General features: G+C 67.8%; 16 protein-coding genes and 1 pseudogene. 6 read left to right on the forward strand and 11 right to left on the reverse strand.

Features of this window, described 5'->3' with window-relative positions; genetic code table 11:
- Positions 1-56: 56 nt before the first annotated feature.
- Positions 57-785: a VOC family protein gene (locus QFZ23_RS04475; protein WP_306920773.1), complete on the reverse strand. Its 729-nt coding sequence runs from the start codon at positions 783-785 to the stop codon at positions 57-59.
- Between the two features lie 120 nt (positions 786-905).
- Between QFZ23_RS04475 and QFZ23_RS04480 the strand changes: the two genes are divergently transcribed.
- Complete coding sequence (locus QFZ23_RS04480) at positions 906-1508, forward strand: YdeI/OmpD-associated family protein (RefSeq protein ID WP_306920775.1); 603 nt, start codon at positions 906-908, stop codon at positions 1506-1508.
- 133 nt (positions 1509-1641) lie between these two features.
- The gene (locus tag QFZ23_RS04485; protein ID WP_306920777.1) at positions 1642-3348 is read left to right on the forward strand and encodes a glycoside hydrolase family 32 protein; all 1707 of its coding nucleotides are present in this window, start codon (positions 1642-1644) and stop codon (positions 3346-3348) included.
- A gap of 47 nt (positions 3349-3395) precedes the next feature.
- On the opposite strand, the gene QFZ23_RS04490 is transcribed toward QFZ23_RS04485, so the two are convergent.
- From QFZ23_RS04490 to QFZ23_RS04505, 4 genes and pseudogenes are all read right to left on the reverse strand, one after another.
- Positions 3396-4559, reverse strand: coding sequence for an ABC transporter ATP-binding protein (locus tag QFZ23_RS04490; RefSeq protein ID WP_306920779.1), 1164 nt, complete (start codon positions 4557-4559; stop codon positions 3396-3398).
- Positions 4556-6148, reverse strand: a complete 1593-nt coding sequence (locus tag QFZ23_RS04495) for an ABC transporter permease (RefSeq protein ID WP_306920780.1) — start codon at positions 6146-6148, stop codon at positions 4556-4558. Before QFZ23_RS04495 ends, QFZ23_RS04490 begins: the two co-directional genes overlap by 4 nt.
- Before the next feature lie 4 nt (positions 6149-6152).
- A complete protein-coding gene (locus tag QFZ23_RS04500; RefSeq protein ID WP_306920783.1) occupies positions 6153-7199 on the reverse strand; it encodes an iron ABC transporter substrate-binding protein in 1047 nt (348 codons plus the stop codon).
- Between the two features lie 163 nt (positions 7200-7362).
- Positions 7363-8620: pseudogene (locus QFZ23_RS04505) on the reverse strand (glycoside hydrolase family 76 protein).
- A gap of 175 nt (positions 8621-8795) precedes the next feature.
- Here QFZ23_RS04505 and QFZ23_RS04510 point away from each other — a divergent pair.
- Positions 8796-9614 (forward strand): SDR family NAD(P)-dependent oxidoreductase, encoded by an 819-nt coding sequence (locus QFZ23_RS04510; RefSeq protein WP_306920786.1) that lies wholly within the window; start codon positions 8796-8798, stop codon positions 9612-9614.
- A gap of 77 nt (positions 9615-9691) precedes the next feature.
- Entirely contained in the window at positions 9692-10888 is a 1197-nt protein-coding gene (locus QFZ23_RS04515; RefSeq protein ID WP_306926660.1) for an acyl-CoA dehydrogenase family protein, read from the forward strand.
- Between the two features lie 62 nt (positions 10889-10950).
- Here the strand turns inward: QFZ23_RS04515 and QFZ23_RS04520 are convergent, their stop codons facing one another.
- On the reverse strand, positions 10951-11769 hold the full coding sequence (locus QFZ23_RS04520; RefSeq protein ID WP_306920788.1) for a DUF1684 domain-containing protein: 819 nt from the start codon (positions 11767-11769) through the stop codon (positions 10951-10953).
- Positions 11770-12093: 324 nt separating this feature from the next.
- Here QFZ23_RS04520 and ppc point away from each other — a divergent pair, with 324 nt between their 5' ends.
- Complete coding sequence (gene ppc / locus QFZ23_RS04525; protein WP_306920789.1) at positions 12094-14904, forward strand: phosphoenolpyruvate carboxylase; 2811 nt, start codon at positions 12094-12096, stop codon at positions 14902-14904.
- Positions 14905-15041: 137 nt separating this feature from the next.
- Here ppc and QFZ23_RS04530 read toward each other — a convergent pair whose 3' ends face one another.
- From QFZ23_RS04530 to QFZ23_RS04540, 3 genes are all read right to left on the reverse strand, one after another.
- A complete protein-coding gene (locus QFZ23_RS04530) occupies positions 15042-15800 on the reverse strand; it encodes an ABC transporter ATP-binding protein (RefSeq protein ID WP_306920791.1) in 759 nt (252 codons plus the stop codon).
- Positions 15793-16839 carry a FecCD family ABC transporter permease gene (locus QFZ23_RS04535; RefSeq protein ID WP_306920794.1) on the reverse strand — a complete coding sequence of 349 codons (1047 nt, stop codon included), beginning with the start codon at positions 16837-16839 and terminating at the stop codon, positions 15793-15795. The genes QFZ23_RS04530 and QFZ23_RS04535 overlap by 8 nt, the downstream gene beginning before the upstream one ends.
- Positions 16840-16978: 139 nt before the next feature.
- Complete coding sequence (locus tag QFZ23_RS04540) at positions 16979-18112, reverse strand: ABC transporter substrate-binding protein (protein ID WP_306920796.1); 1134 nt, start codon at positions 18110-18112, stop codon at positions 16979-16981.
- A gap of 159 nt (positions 18113-18271) precedes the next feature.
- Between QFZ23_RS04540 and QFZ23_RS04545 the strand changes: the two genes are divergently transcribed.
- A complete protein-coding gene (locus QFZ23_RS04545; protein ID WP_306920798.1) occupies positions 18272-19045 on the forward strand; it encodes a DUF6390 family protein in 774 nt (257 codons plus the stop codon).
- Between the two features lie 27 nt (positions 19046-19072).
- Here the strand turns inward: QFZ23_RS04545 and QFZ23_RS04550 are convergent, their stop codons facing one another.
- Together QFZ23_RS04550 and QFZ23_RS04555 are read right to left on the reverse strand one after the other, a co-directional pair.
- Positions 19073-19441, reverse strand: coding sequence for a hypothetical protein (locus QFZ23_RS04550; protein WP_306920800.1), 369 nt, complete (start codon positions 19439-19441; stop codon positions 19073-19075).
- Entirely contained in the window at positions 19419-19724 is a 306-nt protein-coding gene (locus tag QFZ23_RS04555) for a HypC/HybG/HupF family hydrogenase formation chaperone (RefSeq protein ID WP_306920802.1), read from the reverse strand. Before QFZ23_RS04555 ends, QFZ23_RS04550 begins: the two co-directional genes overlap by 23 nt.
- Positions 19725-19732: the final 8 nt, after the last annotated feature.

The raw sequence follows: 19732 nt of genomic DNA on the forward strand, positions 1-19732 counted from the left end.
GGAGGGCAAAGCGACGAGATCTCGCCATTCGATTTAGCGCTCCGCGCCGCTTGGGGCTAGGAAGGGCGCCGGGCGGAGATCCAGAGCGGTGCCCGCTGCGCCGCCGCGCTGTCGTTGTCCGGGTGCGGCACATGCAGGGTGCGTCCGAAGGCCTCCTCGGTCAGCGTCGCGTCGTGTCCCGCGGCGGTGAGGCGGTCCCGCAGGGCGTCAAGGTCCCCGGCGTACTCGAATCCCAGTCCTGCGTGCGCCGGGCCGGTGCCGGGCCTTGCCATCAGCACGCCGCCGTTCTTGGCGGTGAAGTCGGCGGTTTCGTCGTCGTCCGGGACGGGCCGGAACCGCGCTCCGATGTCCCGCAGCGCCTGGGCAGCGGCTGTCACGTCCTCGCTGAACCACACCTCGACCACGGCCAGCGCCGGATCCGCATCCGCACAGTTGGCACCGTGGGCGGCCTTGTCGGCGAAGAAGCTGAAGCCGTCCGCGCCGGTGATCCGGCAGGAATCGCCGTGGTCCGCCCGGACGAGTTCGGCGGAGGAGGAGTCGGATTCCGCGCCGGACTGGTTGGTGCGCCGGGCAAACTCCTCGAGGTCGCCGACCTCCACGCCAAAGTGCGTGACGCCGTCCTCCGCAGCGCCCGGCTCGGCCTGGTGCAGCGCCAGCCGGCCCGCCCCGGCGTCGTACTCCCGCCAGGAACCCTGGTCGGTGGTCTTGATCATCCCCAGGTCGGTGAGGAGCCGCTCCCAGGGGTCAACCCGGGACGTGAAGTGGATGGGGCGGACACGAAGCATGCTCTCTCCTCGAACTCGAAACACCTGGATCCCGAAACGGCGCCGACATGGCCATGATGCCACGTCTTGAATCGCGTGGCACCGGGTTGAATCACCCAGCGCTGGGGGCAGAATAGGCGCATGGCTGTGGAACTCGAGGAACTGCTGGTGGCCGATGCCGCCGCGTGGCGTACGTGGCTGGAATCCCACCACAGCGACAGTCCCGGCGTCTGGCTGGTCCTGCACAAGAAGGGCGGCAACGTCACCGAACTCGACTACGACGCCGCCCTGGACGAGGCGCTTTGCTTCGGCTGGATCGACGGCCAGGTCAAGAAGCGCGACGACGGGAGTTATCTCCAGCGAATGACCCGCCGGGGTGCCAAGAGCCCCTGGTCGGAGCGGAATGTCGGCCACGTGGCCCGTCTCGAAGCGGAAGGAAAGATGACCGCTCCCGGCAGGGCCGCCGTCGACGCCGCCAAGGCCGACGGGCGCTGGGAGGCCGCCTATTCAGGACAGGCGACGGCGGAGGTCCCGGCGGATCTGGCCGCTGCCATCGCCGCGGTGCCCGAGGCGCAGGCCATGTTCGACGTGCTGACCTCGGTGAACCGCTATGCGCTCATCTACCGCACCAATTCGGTCAAGCAGGCCGCCACCCGGGAGCGGAAGATTGCCGGATTTGTGGAGATGCTGGCCCGCGGCGAGACGCCGTATCCGCAGAAGAAGCGCCCGGCCGTCCGGGACTGAGTATCACCGGGCAGAATTCCTCTGGTTGAGCCTGTCGAAAGCAGGTGTGCGTGGCCCCGAGCAATCCAGTGCGGGGCATCGAAAAGGCCGCCCGCGCTAAAATTGGTGCCAACTCCCAACACGAACGGCGAACATGCAGCGGTTTTCCCTACGCACGCTCGGACCCCGCGGGCGGTGGATTGCGGTGGCGGTGGCCCTGGCTCTGGTGCTGGCCGCGGCCGCAGTGATCGGCCTGGCCGGGCGTTCGGGAGACGGCGGAACGCAGGGCGGTGCCGGACCCCAAAGCAGCGGACCCCAAGGCGGTGGAACGCAGAGTGAATCCCCGGCAGCCCCGAAATCGTTCAGCCGGCCGGAGGGCGCTTCACAGTTCCGGCCCTCTTACCACCTCACTCCTGCCAAAGAGTGGATGAACGATCCGCAGCGGCCGTTCCTGCTGGACGGGGTGTGGCACTACTACTACCTCTACAACGCGGACCACCCCGAGGGGAACGGCACCGAATGGTTCCACGTCACCAGCACGGACCTGGTGCACTGGAAGGACGAGGGCGTTGCCATTGAGAAGTTCAAGAACGGGCTCGGGGACATTGAGACCGGCAGCGCCGTGGTGGACCGGGACAACACCGCCGGCTTCGGCAAGGACGCGGTCGTCGCCATTCTGACCCAGCAGGACAAGGGCGTGCAGCGGCAGTCCCTGTTCTACTCCAAGGACAAGGGCTACACGTTCAAGGCCGCCGACGGGAATCCGGTCATGGACAACCCCGGCGCGCAGCACTGGCGTGATCCGAAGATCATCCGTGACGAGGCCCGCGGACAGTGGGTCATGGCGTTGGCCGAAGGGGAAAAGATCGGCCTATACACCTCAAAGGACCTGAAGGACTGGCGTTACGTGTCCGGCTTCGAGCGAAAGGGCCTAGGGATCCTCGAATGCCCCGACCTCTTCCAGCTGGATGTCGACGGCGACCCCGCCAAGCGCACCTGGGTCCTGGCCGCCAGCGCGAATGGCACCGGGGAAAGGCGAACCACCGGAGTGGCCTACTGGACCGGGACCTTTGACGGAACCACGTTCACCCCCACGGAGGACCAACACCAGTGGCTCGACGCCGGCGCCGACTTCTATGCCGCCGTCACCTGGGACGATCCACGTCTGCCCGAAAACGAACGGCTGGCGTCCCGCCACGCGATCGGCTGGATGAACAACTGGACGTACGCCCGGCAGTTGCCCACCACGGACTGGCAGGGCGGTGCTGACTCCATCGTCCGGGACATCCGCCTGAAGACCGTGCAGGGCCGGCCCAGGCTCGTGTCCACGCCCACCGCCGCCCTCTCCGCGCTGGACGGCGAGGCCAAGGCGGCCGGCAGCAGGGCGCTCACCCCGGAGGGCGCCGGAGAGCTTCCCGCGCCCGCAGGCGGCGCCTACCGGCTGGATGTCACCCTGGAACGTGGACCGGACGACGACGGCACGGAGGCCCTGCTGAAACTCGGCAGCGGCGGGGAAGACTACGCCACGGTTGGCTATGACTTTGACGCAGGCACGGCGTGGGTAGGCAGGGCGGCAGTGGTGCCGGGCGCGGAGGCCCTCGGACCGCTCTTTACTGACCGGAGGAGCGCGCAGAGCCCGCCACGCAACGGCAGTGCGCCGGCCAGGGGCAGCGTGGACCTGACAATTTTCGTGGACTATTCCTCAGTGGAGGTCTTCGTGAACGGCGGGGAGCAGACCCTGACCTCCGTGGTGCTGCCGCGGTCCGGGCAGCCTGCGGTCAACGCCGCCACATCCGGCGGGAAGCTGACGCTGAAGTCGTTCAAATACACCCCGCTGGCCACCGTGCTGGACGCGCGATAGGCAGGCCAGAACGGATGCGCTGGCCGCAGGCGAACCTCAGGCGAACGTCACTCGGACTCGGGCGGGAAGGCCACGGCTTCCCCCACCACGCGCAGGCATAGTTCCGTGCCTGGCTGGGCGATGGAGGCGTTCCAGTGCCGGATCGTGATCACTTCACCGCCGCCGGGATAGCGGTGGTCGGGCATGGCGCCGGCCAGCTTGGGCGGCACGGCGAGCTTGAGCCGCACGGTGGTTTCGGGGCCGAAGTAGTCGGTATCCACCACCACGCCGCGGATGGGCCCGTCCTCGGCGATCCGGATCTGCTCCGGACGCAGCATGAGCTGGACGCGGCCCTGCGCGGGCGGACGCCGGACGGGGATCCCGCCCAGTGAGCAGGTGGCCAGTGAGCCCTCCATCCAGGCATCCAGGATCACGGCGTCGCCCAGGAACTCGGCAGTGGCACGGTCCGCCGGCCGGGTGTACACCACGAACGGGTTGCCGATCTGTGCCAGCTTGCCGCCCCGCATGACGGCCACCTGGTCCGCGAAGGACAGCGCCTCGGCCTGGTCGTGGGTGACGAGGATTGTGGTCACCCCGGCCTCATTGAGGACCTTTGCCACCGCCCGCCGGGTGGCGACGCGCAGCCCGGCGTCCAGGGCGGAGAACGGCTCGTCCAGCAGCATGAGCTCCGGCTCGCGGGCGAGTGCCCGGGCCAGGGCGACGCGCTGCTGCTGGCCGCCGGAGAGCTGGTGCGGCCGGCGCTTGGCCATGGCGGTGTCCAGGGACACCATCTCGAGCAATTCGTTGACCCGCGCATTAACCGCGCGCCGGCCGCCGTCCAGCTTTGCGGCACTGAGCCCGAAGGCGATGTTCTGCCCCACGGTCAGGTGCGGGAACAGGGCGCCGTCCTGCGCCACATAGCCGACATGGCGCTTGTGCGCCGGCTTCCACACGCCGTCGCCCGCCACCGGGGAGCCGTTCAGGGAGATACTGCCGGTGCCCGGGTGTTCAAAGCCGGCGATGAGCCGGAGCAGGGTGGTCTTGCCCGAACCCGAGGGGCCCACGATCGCGGTGGTTCCACCCCTGGCCACCGACAGGTTTACACCCTTGAGGACGGCCTGCGAGCCGAAGTTCTTGGTGACGGCGTCGATCTCCAGGTGGCTGTTGGTGCTTGGCGCCACGGATGGTGAGATCCGCGGTTCCGGAAGCCTGGACGGGGATTGTTCGGTCACTGTCCCGCTACTTTCTTGGACTGCTGGAAGAGCAAATAGGTCATGGGCGCCGAGATCACGATCATGAGCAGGGCGTAGGGCGCCGCGCCGGCATAGTCGATTTCGCTGCTCTTGCTCCAGAACGCGGTGGCCAGGGTCCGGGTCCCGTTGGGGGAGAGGAGCAGCGTGGCGGTCAGTTCGTTGGCGATGCCGAGGAAGACCAGCGCCGCGCCGCCGGCTGCAGCCGGGGCGGTCAGCCGCAGCGTCACGCGGATGAAGGACAGCAGCGGAGGGGTTCCCAAGGCCTGCGCCGCCTCATCAAGTTCCTTGGGTGCCTGGGCCAGGCCAGCACGGATGTTCACCAGCGCGCGCGGCACGAAGAGGAGGACGTAGGCGGCCACCAGGACTCCCGCCGTCTGGTAGACGTCCGGGACCAGCCGGATGCTGACGGTGACGAAGGCCAGGGCCACCACGATGCCCGGCATGGAGCTGGTGACGTAATTGGAGAGCTCCAGCGCTTTGCTGAACCAGCTGGCGTGCCGGACGGCGAGGTACGCCATGGGGAAGGCGACGACGGTGGTCGCCCCGGCTCCGGCCAGCCCATAGACGAGGGTCTGCCACAGTGCCGGAACGAATTCGTCGGCGGCCCAGATGTCCGCCCCTCCGGCAATGATCCAGCGCAGCACGAACAGCAGCGGCAGCCCGAAGGCAAGCAGGGTCAGGGCGAGGAGGGCCAGCTGGGCCGGCACCTGGTAGACGTGCAGGGGCAGGCGCAGGGCCTTGGCCTGGACACCGGATCCCACCCGGGCGTACCGCGCCGTGCCGCGGCTGCGCACCTCGACCAGGAGCAGAAGGAGGCAGAAGAACACCAGCACGCTGGCCAGCATGGTGCCGGCCGTGCCGTTGAACGTGGACTGGTACTGCACCATGATGGCGGTGGTGAACGTGTCGAAGCGGATCATCGCGAAGGCGCCGTACTCGGCCAGCAGGTGCAGTGCCACCAGCAGCGCGCCGCCCGTCATCGCGATCCGCAGCTGCGGCAGGACCACCCGGAAAAAGGACCGCCAGGCGCCCAGGCCCAAGGACGCAGCCGACTGTTCCACGGCAGGATCCAGCCGGCTCAGCGTCGCCGCGGCGGGGATGTAGACGAGCGGGAAGTAGGAGAGCGTGGCAATGAGCACGCCCGAAAACAAGCCGTGCAGTGACGGCACGGCGGAAACCCACGCATAGCTGTTGACGAACGCCGGGATGGCCAGCGGAGCCGCGAGCAGCACGGCCCAGACCTTCTTCCCGCGCAGGGTGGTCCGTTCCACAAGCCATGCGCCGCCCACACCCAGGATGAGGCAGAGCGGCACCGTGAGCAGAATCAGGAGCACGGTGTTGAGCAGGAGCTCGCCGACCCGCGGGCGGACAATCAGTTCAATGGCGGTGTCCCAGCCCGTGGCCACGGTCATGAACACGACGTAGCCCAGCGGCAGGAGGGAAAACAGGGCGATCAGCACGGCCAGGATGGCCACTGTTGAAACGCCGAAAGGCGGGCGGGGGCGCTTGCCCCGGCCCGCCGTCGTCGTGCCACCGGATGTCTCCGGCGCCGATACTTGCGAGATCACAGAATTAGAGCAGTCCTGCCTTGGTCATCAGCTCGGTGACCTTCTTGGAGTTGAGCTTGGCCGGATCCACCGTGGGAGCCTGCAGTTCCTTGACGGGAACCAGCTTCTCGTTGGCCGGAACGCCGGAAGCGATGGCGTACTCGAAGGAGGTGCCCTTCTGCAGGATTTCCTGGCCCTTCTTGCCAGTGATGAACTTCAGGAAAGCCTGGGCCTTCTCAGCGTTCTTCGATGACTTCAGGACGCCGCCACCCGAGATGGAGAGGAACGCGCCTGGGTCCTGGTTCTTGAAGTAGTACGGCGTGACGTTCTTGGAGTTCTCGCCGGTCTTGGCCTGGTCGCCGTAGTAGTAATAGTGGTAGATCAGCGCGGCATCAACCTCGCCGGCGTTCACTGCCTTCATTGCGGTGTTGTTGCCCTTGTAGGCGGTGAAGTTTTCCTTCATGCCCTTCAGCCATTCCTCGGCGGCGGCTTCGCCCTTGAGCTCTACCAGGGCGGAGACGATGGCCTGGAAGTCGGCGCCGCTGGGGGAAGCGGCCCACTTGCCCTTCCATTCCGGCTTGGCCAGGTCCAGCATGGACTTCGGCAGCTTGTCCTCGGAGATCTTATTCTTGTCGTAGACCAGGACGGTGGAGCGGGCGGCAATCCCGGTCCACTTGTTCGTGCTCGGGCGGAACTCCGCCGGAACCTGGGCCACCGTGTCCTTATCGACGTCGGCGAACAGGCCGGCGTTCTCCACCTGCGCCATTGCGGGGGAGTTTTCGGTGAGGAAGACGTCCGCCGGCGAGGCCGCGCCTTCCTGGACGATCTGGTTGGACATCTCGGTGTCGTCACCCTGGCGCAGCGTCACCTTGATGCCGGTTTCCGCCGTGAACGCGTCCGCCCATTCCTTGGTGAGGCTTTCGTGCTGGGCGTTGTAGACCGTGATCTCGCCCTTGGCGGGGTCAGCGGAGGACGAGGCTGCGGGAGAGGTGCTGGAGCCGCAGGCCGACAGGCCGAGGGCTGCGGTGGCGGCGATCGCGATGCCGGCCAGCGCGTTGATGCGGATCTTCATCGGGGTGCTTCTTTCTGCAAAGTCTCGTGGGCGAGGCCCTTCGTGAGCTGGGGAAGTTAGGTGAAGCTCACTCGAAAAACTGTAGGTTAGCCAAACCTAAGCACCAAGCCACAAAGGGGTTTAAGTGATGAGGATCACATCAATTACGATACTGTTGCGTGTCCTAATTGCCGTTTTCCGTGATGCCCGCTGCCACCGACGCGGCTGCTACTGACGCTGCGGCCTCCAGGGCCGTCCAGGCCTGAAGCTGGGTGGAAAGTTCGACGGCGGTACCCGGCGGATAGGTGCCGCCCGCCGGCCGCTTCGGTTCGAAAGAGAATATGGGGTCCCCGGCCCGGCCATGCCGGGCCAGCGGCTCGCCTGCCGTAATCAGCCGGCGGCCGGACCAGAAGGCGCCGGCGGTGCCGGTGACCAGCCCGGCGGCGGCGGTCCGGACGTCCCGCGGCAGCCGCTGGTCGTTGGCGGCCAGGGCCAGGTATCGGGTGAGGATGCCGGTGAACAGCCCGCCGTCGCCGGTTCCGTCGCAGCGGAGAACCATGCTGTTGGCGGGGTTGCCGGGGCCGGCGGTGGGCTCCGGCAGGGTGAGGTGTGTTGCCACCGCGCGGACCACAGTTGAGGCGCGTTCCAGGTTGGCGGCGCCTCCGAGCTCCAGCAGGGCGCCCAGGACGGGCCCCTGGTTGTAGGTGTAGATTGCGTCCTCCAGCACGGTTTCACCGGTGCTGCGGACCCGGATCCCGTCCAGGTAGAGCCCGCGGGTGGGGTCGAACAGCCGGGCATCCAGCCAGTCGAGCAGGGCCTGCGCCTTGGCGGTTTTGCCCGTGCGTGCAAAGTAAAGCGCCACCGGCGCCGTGGCCGGGGTGTTCTTGAAGTCCCGTTTGGTGCTCCAGAACGTGCCGCCGCCCAGGTCGTCGGTGGACGCCGAGTCGAACTGCAGCGTGAGACTCTTGCGGATTCTCTCCTGCCGCCGGGGGCTGGGCATGCTGCTCTCTTCGGCCAGCCGCTCCAGCCGGAGTGTAGACAGTGCCAGCCATGCCATGTCGTCGTAGTAGTGGTTGACGAACGTCAGGAAATTCCGCAGCCGGATGCCGCTGACCAGACGCGACGCGAGCTGGCCGGCGCTGGGGCGGGTATCGCCGTCGAACTTTTTCGGCGGCCGACCCGCCCTCCCAAGTTCGCGGAAACCCGCGTCCGCCAGGCAGTCCAGGTAATGCGCCTGCCACCAGTAGTGCCATGGGCGGCGGAGGTTCTCGATGCGGCCGGCGGGGCCGGGCAGTGGCGGCGATGTGCGTCCCGGGCAGGAAGGCTAGCCGCTGGCCGAACAGGTGCGTTACCGACCGTGCAGCCTCGTCGGCCCGCTCTGCCCAGGCCGTTGCGGGGGCGGGGGTGGCATCCGGGGTGGCATCAGCATCGGGCTGGGTCATGCGGCCAGCCTAACGAATTGCCAGCCCGCCGACCGTGCGGCGTGGGGCGCTGGTAGCCTGACGAACCGTGCGCTGCGGGATGCATCCGCCGCCCATTTCAGTTAACATTCACTAACTAACGTTCGCGGCCGGGATCCGGATCCGCATCGACAGGGTTCCGCATCAAGGAGGATGTATGGAAATCGAGGGTTCCGTCGCGCTCATCACGGGCGGTGCATCCGGCCTGGGCGCCGCCACGGCCCGGCGGCTGTTCGACGCCGGCGCTTCCCTGGTGCTCGCTGACCTCGGCTCCTCGGCCGGTGCCGCGTACGCCGACGAGCTGAACGCGGCCGGCCCGCGGAAGCTTGCGGGCCACCAGTCGGCAGCCCCCAAGGCGGTTTTCGTTGCTGCGGATGTGACCAGCGAGGAGCAGGTGCAGGCCGCCGTCGACGCCGCCGTCGGCCTGGGACCGCTGCGGATCGTGGTGAACTGCGCCGGCATCGCCACGCCGGGCAAGGTCCTGGGGCGCGACGGCGTACTGCCGCTGGAGACCTTCCAGCGCGTCATCCAGATCAACCTGGTCGGGACCTTCAACGTGGTCCGGCTGGCCGCCGCCGCGATGGCCGCCACCGAGCCTGCAGCTACCGAGCTCGGCGGGGAGGAACGCGGAGTCATTATCAACACCGCCTCAGTGGCCGCGTTCGACGGGCAGATCGGCCAGCCAGCCTACGCCGCGTCCAAGGGCGGCGTGGCCGCCATGACCCTGCCGCTGGCCCGCGAACTGGCCCGGTCCCTCATCCGTGTGGTGACGATCGCGCCCGGGATTTTCGAGACCCCGATGATGGCCGGACTGCCCCAGGATGCCCAGGAGTCACTGGGCCGGCAGGTACCGCACCCGTCCCGCCTGGGCCGGCCCGCCGAGTACGCCAACCTCGCCGCGCACATCGTGGAGAACGCCATGCTCAACGGTGAAACCATCCGCCTCGATGGCGCCATCCGGATGGGCCCGAAGTGAGCGGGACCGGACTTCGCGCCACCGACGTGAGCGGCGCGGACGTGGGCGGCAGCAAACCCGGCGGGGCCGGGCAGGCGATGCCCGCCGTCGACACCCTGCCCACCGCTGACTTTTTCGGCTACGAGTCGCTGCTCAGCGCCGCCGAGCAACGGAAGCTGAGCGAGCTGCGGGAGTTCCTGGCCGCGGAGATCGCGCCGTTCGCGGGGGACTGGTGGAACAAGGCCGAATTTCCGGCGCATCTCCTCCCCAAGCTGGCCGCCCTGGAGCTGAGCACGCCGGCCCAGCGCGGCTACAGCCACCTGTTCGCCGGGCTGGTGATCGCGGAGATGACGCGTGTGGACACCTCGATCGCCACATTTTTCCTGGTCCACCACGACCTTTTCGTGGAGTCGCTCTACCGCTTCGGCTCCGAGGACCAGCGCCGCCGGTACCTCGACGACGCCTCGAACCTCAAGACGACCGGCGCGTTTGCCCTGACCGAACCGGATCACGGGTCGGACGTCGCCGGCGGCATGGAGACGCGGGCGCACCGGATATCGAGCCGTACCGGAGAGGCCGACGCCGGCGGGGACTGCTGGGTGCTGAACGGCGCCAAGCGGTGGATCGGCAACGGGACGTTCTGCGACTACATGCTGGTGTGGGCGCGGGATGAAGCCGACGGTGCGGTCCGCGGCTTCATTGTGGACGCCAGCTTGCCCGGGGTGAGCCGGAGCCGGATCGAGAACAAGATCGCCCTGCGCACCGTGCAGAACGCGGACATCGTTTTCGAGGACGTCCGGGTTGCCGAGGCCGACCGTTTCGCCGGCATCGGCAGTTTCGAAGACACCAATGAGCTGCTCCGCGGTTCACGCATCATGGTGGCGTGGCAGGCGGTGGGGCAGCAGCTGGCCGCGTTCGACGTCGCCCGGAAGTACGCCGTAGAACGCCAGCAGTTCGGCCGTCCGCTGGCGAGGTTCCAGCTCATCCAGCAGCAGCTGGTGTCCATGCTGGGCAACGCCGTGGCGAGCATGGGCATGATGGTCCGGATCGCGCAGCTGCAGGAAGAGGGTGCCGGAATGGCGCAGGTGGCACTGGCCAAGTCCTACACGTCGGCGAGGATGCGCGAAACCGTGGCGATGGGCCGGTCCATCCTGGGCGGCAACGGCATCGTCACGGATTACCGGATGGCCAAGATTTTCGCCGACGCCGAGGCCATCTACACCTACGAGGGCTCGTACGAGATCAACACGCTGATCGTGGGCCGCGCAGTCACCGGCGTCTCCGCGATCGCCTGAGCCTTCGTGTCCGCCCTCGCACTCACGGGTGGGCTTAAGTGTACGTTCGCGCTGTGGCTCGCTCAGAGAGCGGGCTGTTTTTCGCCGGCTTCGATCCGGGCGTCCAGGCTGTTGTTCTTCACCGGCATGGGGCAGGTGCCGTAGGGCGTGAAGGCGCTGGGGTAGTTAATGGCGCGGTTGAAATCCAGGATGACGGTTCCGTCGGGCCTGGGGCGCGCAGTGGAGACCTTGCGCCACTCGTCGGTCATTTCGCCGTTGGTTTCGTCGTGGAACGTGACGGTCAGGGCCCCGAGCTTCTCCTCTTCGGCGTGAAGCCGGTACTCGTGGTCCTTCCCCGGCAACCGGAACACCAGTTCGCCGACACTCCGGTGCACCCCGTCCACCAGCGGGTTTGCGGTGGCGATCGGAACGTCCTCAGGCTCGGGAAACGCCTCAAACCGCGCCTCAACCACCAGGTCCGGGCGGTAGTCAAAGGTAGGCACGCCGTCGAACTCGGTGAACACCGGCGACGTCGAATCACGGGTGCGGATGGCATATTTATCGGCCCGCATGGCCAGCTCCACCACCACCTGTTTGCCGTTCGCGCCGCCGAACTGCACCCACATCAGGGACTCCTCGTCGGCGAGCTGCGCCGTGATGGTGCCGTCCACGGGCTCTCCCGTTTCGACCAGCGTGAGCCCGTCCGACGCCGCGGCGGTGAGCGCCGCCGTCGTGCCGTCGGTTGACCACAACCCGGGAGCGAGGTCGACGGCGGACGGCTGGCTTTCCAACCACTGGAACGACGTGAGCGTCAGCCAGCCGTAGTCCGCAGCGAGGGCGGTGTTGCGGCTGCTGCGGAAGCGGCGCCAGCGCTCCAGCTGGGCGTCTGGTGCGGTGCTCATGGTTCCTCCAGGTGGGTGTCGGTCTGGCCAGCTTAGGGGTCAACCCGCCGCGGCGGGACTTCATTCCGCAGCTGCTGCCTCCTTTTGACTGCCGGACTGCGGGCGGCCGGCGTAGCCTTGGAATTGGGCTTTTACCCGCTCACGATGGGGTTGAACGTGGCCCTTTACCGCGCCCGGCGGGCGGAGTTCAAGGGCAGGACAGCATCTGAGACATATTCCCAGGCTGCGGCCGGCTCCGGGTAACATCCCATAGGAACAGTAACCAGGCTCACAGTATCCAGCGCAGTGTACGAGCCAAAGTCAAACACTCGAAAGATAGTTTCCATGGCTGACACTGCAATGAATTCAGAAACAGATCTCGCCGCCGAACTCCGCGCGGACGTACGCCGGGTCTCCACCCTGCTGGGTGAATCGCTGGTCCGCCAGCACGGCCCCGAACTCCTTGACCTCGTGGAGCAGGTGCGCCTGCTCACCAAGGAGTCCAAGGAAGCCGCCCGGGGCGGCGCGGACGCCACCGGCCCGTGGAGCGCGCACGACGTCGTTGCCCAGGTCCGGGAGCTGCTCGCCTCCCTGCCGCTCGGGCAGGCGACCGACCTGGTCCGCGCTTTCGCCTTCTACTTCCACCTCGCCAACGCCGCCGAGCAGGTCCACCGGGTCCGGCGGCTGCGCAACCGGCAGGAGAAGGACGGCTGGCTGGCCAAGGCCGTCGAGGATATCGCGGGGCAGGCCGGCCCGGCGGTGCTGCAGGAAGTCGTCAACGAACTGGACGTGCGGCCGATCTTCACCGCGCACCCCACCGAGGCCTCCCGCCGTTCCGTGCTGGACAAGATCCGCAAGCTCTCGGACGTCCTGGCCCAGCCCACGGAGGAGGGCACCAGCGCCCGGCGCCGGCAGGACCGCCAGCTGTCGGAGATGATCGACCAGATGTGGCAGACGGACGAGCTGCGCCAGGTCCGGCCAACACCCGTGGACGAGGCCCGCAACGCCATCTACTACCTGAACAGCATCCTGACGGACGCGCTGCCGGAGATGCTCACGGATTTCTCGGAACTCCTCGGCGAGCACGGCGTTGCGTTGCCGGCCCACAACGCCCCGATTCGGTTTGGTTCCTGGATCGGCGGTGACCGCGACGGCAACCCGAACGTCACCGCGGCGGTGACCCATGAGATCCTGCAGCTCCAGAACCAGAACGCGGTGCGCATCAGCATCTCCATGATCGATGAGCTCATCTCGATCCTGTCCAACTCCACGGCCCTCGCCGGCGCCGACCAGGCACTGCTCGATTCGATCGACGCCGACCTGGAGAAGCTGCCCGGACTGGACAGCCGCATCCTGGAGCTCAACGCCCAGGAGCCCTACCGGCTGAAGCTGACCTGCATCAAGGCCAAGCTCATTAACACCGGCAAGCGGGTCGCCGCCGGATCCAAGCATGAGGCAGGGCGCGACTACACCTCCACCGAGGAGCTCATCGGCGAACTCGAGCTGCTGGAACTGTCTCTGCGCAACCATTCGGCGTCCCTCGCCGCGGACGGCGCGCTGGCACGTGTCCGCCGGGCCATCGCCTCCTTCGGCCTCCACCTCGCCACCCTCGACATCCGCGAGCACGCAGACCACCACCATGACGCCGTCGGGCAGCTCATGGACCGCCTCGGTGGTCCCGGCATCCGCTATGCCGAGCTGACCCGGGGCGAGCGTCTCGAGGTGCTGAGCGCGGAGCTCGCCTCCCGCCGTCCGCTGTCCGGCCACCCGATCAAGCTCGACGGCGCCGCTGACGGCACGTACGACGTCTTCCGGGAGATCCGCCGTGCCCTGCGCACCTACGGCCCGGACGTCATCGAGACCTACATCATCTCCATGACCCGCGGCGCCGACGACGTCCTGGCCGCCGCGGTCCTGGCGCGCGAGGCCGGCCTGGTCAGCCTCTTCGGTGATGCTCCGTACGCCAAGATCGGCTTCGCGCCACTGCTGGAAACGGTTGAGGAGCTGCGGGCCTCGGCGGAAATCGTGGATGAGCTGCTGTCCGACCCGTCCTACCGCGAGCTGGTCCGCCTGCGCGGGGACGTCCAGGAAGTCATGCTCGGCTACTCGGACTCCAACAAGGAATCCGGCGTGATGACCAGCCAATGGGAAATCCACAAAACCCAGCGCAAGCTGCGCGACATCGCCGCAAAGCACGGTGTCCGGGTGCGCCTGTTCCACGGCCGCGGCGGTTCTGTGGGCCGAGGCGGCGGACCCACGTACGACGCCATCATGGCGCAGCCCAACGGCGTCCTCGAGGGCGAAATCAAGTTCACGGAACAGGGCGAGGTCATCTCGGACAAGTACTCCCTGCCGGAACTTGCCCGCGAAAACCTGGAGCTGTCCCTCGCCGCCGTGCTGCAGGGGTCTGCGCTGCACCGCACGCCGCGCACGTCCGACGACCAGCGCGAGCGGTTCGGCCATGTCATGGAGACCATCTCCGACGCAGCGTTTGCCCGCTACCGCAGCCTCATCGACCACCCGGACCTGCCTGCGTACTTCCTGGCCTCGACGCCTGTGGAGCAGCTCGGTTCGCTGAACATCGGCTCCCGCCCGTCCAAGCGCCCGGATTCCGGTGCTGGGCTGGGCGGCCTGCGCGCCATCCCGTGGGTGTTCGGCTGGACCCAGTCGCGGCAGATCGTGCCGGGCTGGTTCGGCGTCGGTTCCGGGTTGAAGGCGGCACGGGAAGCCGGCAACTCAGCCCAGCTCGTGGAGATGATGCACGGCTGGCACTTCTTCCGCTCGGTGCTCTCCAACGTGGAGATGACCCTGGCCAAGACGGACATGGAGATCGCGGGATACTACGTCGACACCCTTGTCCCGGCGGAACTGCACCACCTCTTCCGCGCCATCCGTGACGAGTACGAACTCACCGTCTCCGAGATCCAGAACCTCACCGGCGAGAACGTGCTCCTGGATGCCCAGCCCACGCTCAAGCGGTCGTTGGAAATCCGCGACCAGTACCTCGACCCGATCAGCTACCTGCAGGTGGAGCTGCTCCGCCGCGTGCGCGTTGAGGCGGCCAGCATTTCCGGCGGTGAGATCGACGAGCGCCTGCAGCGGGCCATGCTCATCACTGTCAACGGGGTGGCCGCCGGCCTGCGCAACACCGGGTAGCCCGTGCTGCCCACGACGCTTCCTCACTTTTGGTCGGGTTCTTCCGGACCCGTCCTCACCGCATGCCGGAGCGTTTGGTCTGAAGCGACGGGATCTGCGGGAGCGTTGATGGAATTGGTGCGAAAGGTGAGGAAGCGTCAACTGCCGTAGTGCACCACGATGGTCCGGCGGGGCGTGCTGCTGGGGAAACCGTCGCCGTCGTCGGAGTAGGCCACAGTGCTCACGCGCACTCCGTACAGTGCCGACAGCTGGGCGTCAGTCAGGAGTTCCGCGGCCGCGCCGGTCCGCACACCAGAGCGGCCCAGCAGGACCACGCGGTCGGCGAGGTGCAGGGCGTGGTCGGGATGGTGGGTGCTGAGGAGCAGGGCCATTCCGTCCGCCATCAGTTCGCGCAGCAGCGTCAGGACGCGGGCCTGGTTCTTGAGGTCGAGGCCGGTGGCGGGCTCGTCCAGCACCAGGACGGGCGAGCCGGCGGCAATGGCCCGGGCGATCAGGATCAGCTGCTGCTCGCCGCCGCTGAGGGTGGGGAAACGCCGGTCCCGCAGCCCGGCCGCGCCTACCCGCTCCATCGCCTCCAGCGCTGCCCTATGGTCGGAGGGCCCGGGTGTCCGAAACACTCCAATGTGGCGGGCACGCCCCATCAGGACCATGTCCAGTGCCCGGTAGGCAAAGGCGCTGCCGTGCGCCTGTGGGACGTAGCCGGCGCTCTCGCTGAGCCGGACCGTTCCCTCCTGCGGGTCCAGCAATCCCGCGGCACAGCGCACCAGCGTGGTCTTGCCGCTGCCGTTCGGGCCCAGTACGGCGGTGGCCGTTCCCGGCGGCACGCGGAAGCTGACGCCGCGGAACACCCAGTCCCGGGGCGAATAACCGAAGCCCACGCCGTCGAGTTCAAGCACTGTCCCAGACCTTCTCGCGGTTCCGGCGCAGGAGCAGGAAAAATACGGGTGCGCCGATCAGGGCCGTGAGGACGCCGAGCGGGACCTCTCCGGCCGTGGCTGTGCGGGCGATAGTGTCCACGAGGACGATGTAGGCGCCACCCAGCAGGAAGGACACGGGCAGGAGGACACGGTGGTCCGGGCCCACCCACATCCGGGCAAGGTGGGGAATCACCAGGCCAACCCAGCTGACGGCGCCGCTGACCGCCACCGCACCGGCCACAATCAATGCCACGGACACGAGCACCATCCACCGGAGCGGCCGCGGGCGCAAACCCAGCGCCGCCGCGTCCTCGTCGCCGAGGGACAGCACGTTGATCCGCCAGCGCAGGGCCACGAGGACGGCGGCTCCACCGAGGACAGGGATGAGGGCCACCACGACTTTGGCGAAGGTGGCCGTGGACACGCTGCCCAGCAGCCAGAAGACGATGGCGGGCAGTGTGGTGTTGGGGTCCGCAATGTAGGTCACCAGGGCGACCAGGGCCGAAAAGAAGGACCCCGTGACAACGCCGCCGAGCACGATCATGAGCATCGGCGTCCCCGCACGGCCCGAGGTGATCAGGAACAGCGTTCCGAGGGCCAGCAGCCCGCACACGAAGGAACCGCCCACCAGGAGGAACGGACCCAGGCCGAGCAGCAGCGCCAGGGCACCGCCGAAGGACGCACCGGCGGAGACACCGATGATCTCGGGGCTGACCAGGGGGTTGCGGAAAATGGCCTGCAGCGCTGCGCCGCCGATCGCCAGGCCGCCGCCCACCAGCAGTGCGAGCAGCACCCGGGGCAGCCGCACCAGCAGCACCACATTTTGTTCGGTGCCGCTGGCTTGAACCGGGACCGGCGCAATTTGTGCGGTCAGGATCTGGACCACGTGGTCCAGCGGCACGCTGTAGCGCCCCACCGCCAGTGCCAGCAACGCCACCGCGGCCAGGAAGCAGGCAGTGAGAGCGATGGGAACGACGACGGCGGGTTCCCGCCGTCGTTCCGTCGCCTCTCGTTCCACCGTCCCGCCCGCGGCAGAAGCCGGGCCCGCCCGCGGCCGTGCCGGCTGCGCCGGCGCTGCCCGGGGTTCAACCGGACCGGGCTTGTCCGGACCTTGGCGGCCGGGGCGCCGCTTTCGCAAGCGCGGGGAACTGGCCTCCTCAAGCATTGAACTGACGGTAGTTGGCGGACTGCCCGTTCTCCGCGGTCCAGAGGATCTTGTCCAGTTCAGCCTTCGTGAGCTCGTGGTTGTAGAGGAACCTGAAGTATTCGGAGACCTTGTCCCGCACCGCCGACCTCTGCTGCGGGAAGGCGATGTCGCCCAGCCAGTGCCACATGAGCGGCGACTCCTGCCCGGGCGGATCCCAGCGGTAGCCGCCCAGCGGGACTTTGTATACGCGCTTCGAGCGGACCGCGGCCACGTTCTGCCACACCGGGTCCGAGTAGATGTCCTGCGGCATGGCGGCGTCGAAGTTGCCCAGCAGCATGACCTCGGGATCCCAGCGCAGCACCTGCTCGATGTCCACGCCCACCATGCCGGCCCCGGTCAGCGGATCGTTGCCGGTCGGAGGGTTGGAGCCGCCCACCAGCTTGATGTAGAAGTCGTTGTAGCTGTTGGCGCCGGCAACCTTGAGCCCGCCCGTGAAGCGGTTGAAATACAGGATGCTCGGACCCTTGGACGCGCGTCCTGCCGCCAGGGACTTGACCTCGGCAAGCTCCCGGTCGCTGCGGGTCTTGAGCTCTGTGGCACGTTCGGGCTTGCCGAGCATGGCGGCGAACATGGTGACCCAGGTATCCACATCCTCCTGCGTGCCGGAGTTTTTCAGCGCCAGAACCTGAAGTCCCGCCTTCTCCAGGGGCTCGATGAGCTGCGCGTCCGACCACTGGACCACCACGTCCGGGTTGAGGGCCCGGATGCTCTCAACGTTGGCGGTGAAGTCCTGGGTGGCGATGTCGTGCGGGAGGTCCAGGGCGGCGGGAAACATGGCACCCATGATGCCGTCGCGCATGGCCACCCAGGAGGCGTTGTGCATGGCCGTGAGATGGTCGGCGCTGCGGTCGACGGCTACCAGTAGGGACGCCGACGGCATCGGGATGGTCACCACCCGGGACACGGGCCGGGCAAAGGACAGGCTCTTGCCGCGCTGGTCCGTGAGGCTGATGCTGTTGGTGCTGCCCGCAGGGGACGACGGCGGGGCGGTGCCGGATGCGCCGCATCCTGCCAGCACGGCGGCGGAGCCGCCTGCAATGAACACCTGTAGGGCGGCCCGGCGGTTTAGGTCTGCAGCTGTCATCGTTGACTCCCCGCGAGTGGGTCTTCACAGCATCCGCTTCAAGGGCAGGGCTGTCAACGCCTTCTCCGGCTCGCAGGAATTGCCGGCTGCAGGCCTTCCCTTGTCCACGCCATGGCCCGGTGCTACTTTCAGAAGACGCTCGCAGAAGGTGGCCACGGGATGGTTATCGATGGTGCCCAGTTGTTTGTCCGCTATGCCTATCCGCCCAATTCACGCGGGAGTTGCGGGCCGCCGGACAGTGACGCCCTGCTGCATTACGGGCAGTCCGGCGTCACGGACCAGGGGCTCCGCGAACTGGCCAAGGGCTTTGCCGGCGCCTGGCCCTACCTTGAACTGATTGCGGGGTCGCACGGCATTGCCGATCCGCTGGACGCCCGGGTGGTGGAGGCCTACTGGGTGGGCAACCGCCTGCTTGATTCCGTCGGCATCACGAACCTCGGCAACTCGATGGAGGACAGGTTCCGGGCCCGCACCGGACGGCAGTTCCCGCATCTGGTGGAAGGCGTGTTGGCCGGCGGGGTCCCGCACCATAGTTTCCACGTGTTCGAGATCTACCCTTGGCTTGGCCTGCTGCGCGACGAACGCCGGCACGCCACCGCGCTGAACGTGCTCGACAGGTGCCGTATTCGCTGGGGGCAGGTGCTCGCTATCACCGGGGACGACGCCGTCGTACGGTCGCGGCCGCTGGTATGGGACGGCACAGCCCTGGACATCGGCGAACCCGTGGTGGAGTCCGCCAAGTTTGCCGTGAACGGAACCGGCTTCGTGGAAGGGCTGGCCGTGGGCGACGTGGTCTCATTGCACTGGGACTGGGTGTGTGACCGCCTCTCGGCGCACCAGCTCCAGCACCTGAAGCACTTTACGGCGCGGCACCTCCGGATCGCCAACAGCGGCGTCGAGCACCGCGGCGCGGCAATAGCGCTCGAACGCTAGCCGGAAACCTGCGGCCGGAACGGCCAGCTACGGTGACTGCGGCGCCGCGCCGTCGGGATGCTCGGGGGTCTTGACGGCGGTGGCATCGCGGGCGGACGACTCGCCGGTTGGCCTGCCGGCAGGAGATTCGTCGGTTCCTGTGTGCTCGCGTCCCGGTTCGGCGGCCTCCTCCTTGATGACGTCCTCGCCTCTGCGCGTGGTGCTTACGCCGACGTCGGCGGGAGCCGGCGCCGCGTCCTCCGGGGTCTCGTCTGCTCCGGGCTGGGCCGGTTCCTTCAGCGGCGGCTCGCTGCCGAAGGCCCGCGCTGTACCTGGTGCCGTGCCCTGCGTGGTGCCCTGGTCCTGCGTGGTGCCCTTTGCCGTGTCGGCTGGATCAGGCTGGTTCGTGGGTGACATGCTGCTCTCCTTGTGGTGGTTGTGCCGGCTGGGGTCCGGTGGCGGTGTCCGCCGGGCGGCCCATCAGTTCCAGTCCTTCCATGGCTTGTTCCGCGCCCGCGGCGTCCACCCGTTCCAGCGCGAAGCCCATGTGGATCAGGACCCAGGTGCCGGGTTCCAGGGGACCGTCATCCAGCAGACCGATGTTGATCTTCCGGTGCACTCCGGCCACATCGACGAGTGCGAGCTGGCCGCCGTAGCCCTCGAGGAGTTCAACGACCCTGCCGGGTATTCCGAGGCACATGTTGGGAC

Source organism: Arthrobacter globiformis (assembly GCF_030818015.1).
GTDB lineage: Bacteria > Actinomycetota > Actinomycetes > Actinomycetales > Micrococcaceae > Arthrobacter > Arthrobacter globiformis_C.

Bases quoted from the DNA above. Each gene is read 5' to 3' on its own strand.
- QFZ23_RS04475 (WP_306920773.1), bottom strand. From the start codon at position 785: ATGCTTCGTGTCCGCCCCATCCACTTCACGTCCCGGGTTGACCCCTGG.
- QFZ23_RS04480 (WP_306920775.1), top strand. From the start codon at position 906: ATGGCTGTGGAACTCGAGGAACTGCTGGTGGCCGATGCCGCCGCGTGG.
- QFZ23_RS04485 (WP_306920777.1), top strand. From the start codon at position 1,642: ATGCAGCGGTTTTCCCTACGCACGCTCGGACCCCGCGGGCGGTGGATT.
- QFZ23_RS04500 (WP_306920783.1), bottom strand. From the start codon at position 7,199: ATGAAGATCCGCATCAACGCGCTGGCCGGCATCGCGATCGCCGCCACC.
- QFZ23_RS04510 (WP_306920786.1), top strand. From the start codon at position 8,796: ATGGAAATCGAGGGTTCCGTCGCGCTCATCACGGGCGGTGCATCCGGC.
- QFZ23_RS04515 (WP_306926660.1), top strand. From the start codon at position 9,692: ATGCCCGCCGTCGACACCCTGCCCACCGCTGACTTTTTCGGCTACGAG.
- QFZ23_RS04520 (WP_306920788.1), bottom strand. From the start codon at position 11,769: ATGAGCACCGCACCAGACGCCCAGCTGGAGCGCTGGCGCCGCTTCCGC.
- ppc (WP_306920789.1), top strand. From the start codon at position 12,094: ATGGCTGACACTGCAATGAATTCAGAAACAGATCTCGCCGCCGAACTC.
- QFZ23_RS04540 (WP_306920796.1), bottom strand. From the start codon at position 18,112: ATGACAGCTGCAGACCTAAACCGCCGGGCCGCCCTACAGGTGTTCATT.
- QFZ23_RS04545 (WP_306920798.1), top strand. From the start codon at position 18,272: ATGGTTATCGATGGTGCCCAGTTGTTTGTCCGCTATGCCTATCCGCCC.
- QFZ23_RS04550 (WP_306920800.1), bottom strand. From the start codon at position 19,441: ATGTCACCCACGAACCAGCCTGATCCAGCCGACACGGCAAAGGGCACC.
- QFZ23_RS04555 (WP_306920802.1), bottom strand. From the start codon at position 19,724: ATGTGCCTCGGAATACCCGGCAGGGTCGTTGAACTCCTCGAGGGCTAC.